Genomic DNA, 1,914 nt, shown 5'->3' with positions numbered 1-1,914 from the left:
CTCTGTGGGTGTCAGAGACAGCGACTAAGCCGAACGGCACGATGCTGAACGGCAGAAATGGGACGAAGAGAGATGCGCGATCGACAGGGCTTGCAGGCGAAGACGAAAGCGCAGCAGTTGAACTTGTTTTCATGGGCGAAGAGTCCTCGCCCGAAACTTGGAAACCGGAACGGAAGCGACCGCATAGGCAACCGCCAGCGGCCAGCAAACGATGACGACCCATTCACGCAGGTCCCGCGGGTACATCCCGCCCTACGGCCGCAGCAGCGCCGATTATGCCAAGCGCATAGAGTGAGATGGAGAGCCAGGTCATTGCGTCCGGTCTCCGAGAAACCGCATGGCTGCAACAACACAGGCGCTGGTCGGATAGACACACCCTTCGCGGCCGATCTCAGCCAGTACGGCTTTCAGATGAAACTCGGCGCCCCGCTCCTCGATGATCTCGATCGTGCGGAACATGCCGGGCCGAGTGCGTACCGCGCCACGGCGTTCCAGCCCCTTCACCAGATCGAAGGCACGGCTCTTGGACGCCAGGCCCAGGCCTGCCGCAATCTCGTCGTAGCTCGGTGCGAAGCCCTTCTCGGCCTGATGCGATCGGATGAAGGACAATGCGTCCGACTGGCGTGGTGTGAGGCTGGTCATACCCGCCTCTCCCGCTTCATTGCCTTGCGGCGTTCGATTTCACGGCGGGCAGCGGATTCGGTCGAAGCCGAGACGGTGCCGACCTCCTGGTCGAACACGATGATCGTGCCGTCTTGGGTGGTGATCGCGCTCATGCCGCCTCGCTCGCCATCGCCTTCTTGCAGGCGTGGCAATGTTCGCGGCCGGAGCCGGCGCACAGGTCAGGATTGAGGCAATGAGGCCGGAGCGGCTTGCGCTGAGGAATGGTGGCCGACGGCGAAAGGCATCCCACCTTGCCGCCGGCCGTATCCGTCTTTTCCGGGGAGGAGGTCGGAACCGACGAATTGGAATTGGGTGCCGGTCTTTCCCGGCCGTCAGACCGCCCCATACCGGTGGGGCCTCCCTTAACGTCCCCGGAGGCGACGTCGGGCAGGACTTGAACCTGCGTTTTCACCGCGATCTCGGTCAGCGAGCCGGAGTTGAACCGGCCTGCCTCGGCTTCCGCACCCCATCCCTTCCAACCTGGCCGGCTGGCGCGGGCGAACATCTCGAGGCGTGGGAGATTCGGATAAATGCATTCGATGATCTCGTGGAACGCGACCGGCTTTTCGCTGTGCGCGCCGACTGTGGCCGCGATCACGCTTTCCGGCTGAGTGCCAGGAGCCGGCGCCGGAATGTCGCCGCGCGTCCCTATGAGCAGGATCTCATGCTTGTTGCGCGCCCAGTACCCGGTGCCGAGGCGATCCTTCAGCCAGATCAGTTGCGACTTGTATTCGAAGCCCCAGGCCGACATGACGAACAAGGCTTCACGGATCATCGGCGCCGTGGCCCACAGGAACAGGGCGCAGTCGTCGGCGGCCGGCACTTCCAGCGCGGCGATCGCGTCGACGTCCATCGTCGGGTAGTGGTTGTCGGCGGCGCGATCCATGCCGGTCTGCCGGCTGTAAGGTTCGAAGCGCCATGGCGGATCGGCGAGGATGACGCCGAACATCCCCTGCCCGAGCGATTCCGCAGCGGCTTTCATCTTGTCCGCAAGCGCGGCTTCTTTCTCATCGCGGCTGAGCTTCTTTTCACCAGCAGCAAGGAGGTTGGTGGTGACGCGCTCATTTTCGGCTTCGACGCGATCGCGCCATTCGCCGACCATGGATTCGAACTCGGCGGCGGGTACGGCGGCCATCTTCTGAGCGCGGGCGGAAAGCTTCTTGTCGATACCGGCTTCGGCCAATGTCGCCTTCTGGGAAACCGGTTCCGACGCGGTACCGGTTTTCTGTGGGCGGCCACCTTGGTTCAGTC

At 63.5% G+C, this 1,914-nt stretch carries 3 protein-coding genes; all 3 read right to left on the bottom strand.

Annotated features, from left to right (window positions below):
* Window positions 1-309 precede the first annotated feature (309 nt).
* Window positions 310-642: a hypothetical protein gene (locus FJ980_RS30245; protein WP_140547267.1), complete on the bottom strand. Its 333-nt coding sequence runs from the start codon at window positions 640-642 to the stop codon at window positions 310-312.
* Window positions 639-776 carry a hypothetical protein gene (locus tag FJ980_RS34915; RefSeq protein WP_181181353.1) on the bottom strand — a complete coding sequence of 46 codons (138 nt, stop codon included), beginning with the start codon at window positions 774-776 and terminating at the stop codon, window positions 639-641. The genes FJ980_RS30245 and FJ980_RS34915 overlap by 4 nt, the downstream gene beginning before the upstream one ends.
* Window positions 773-1,914, bottom strand: a 1,142-nt coding sequence (locus tag FJ980_RS30240) for an MT-A70 family methyltransferase (protein WP_246676623.1), incomplete at its 5' end; no start/stop codon positions are given. The genes FJ980_RS34915 and FJ980_RS30240, both read right to left, overlap by 4 nt.

The organism is Mesorhizobium sp. B1-1-5 (assembly GCF_006443065.1).
Classification (GTDB): Bacteria; Pseudomonadota; Alphaproteobacteria; order Rhizobiales; family Rhizobiaceae; genus Mesorhizobium.
Note: the sequence above shows the minus strand (reverse complement) of the source record. Positions and strands in the feature narration are given on the sequence as shown.

Bases quoted from the DNA above. Each gene is read 5' to 3' on its own strand.
- FJ980_RS30245 (WP_140547267.1), bottom strand. From the start codon at position 642: ATGACCAGCCTCACACCACGCCAGTCGGACGCATTGTCCTTCATCCGA.
- FJ980_RS34915 (WP_181181353.1), bottom strand. From the start codon at position 776: ATGAGCGCGATCACCACCCAAGACGGCACGATCATCGTGTTCGACCAG.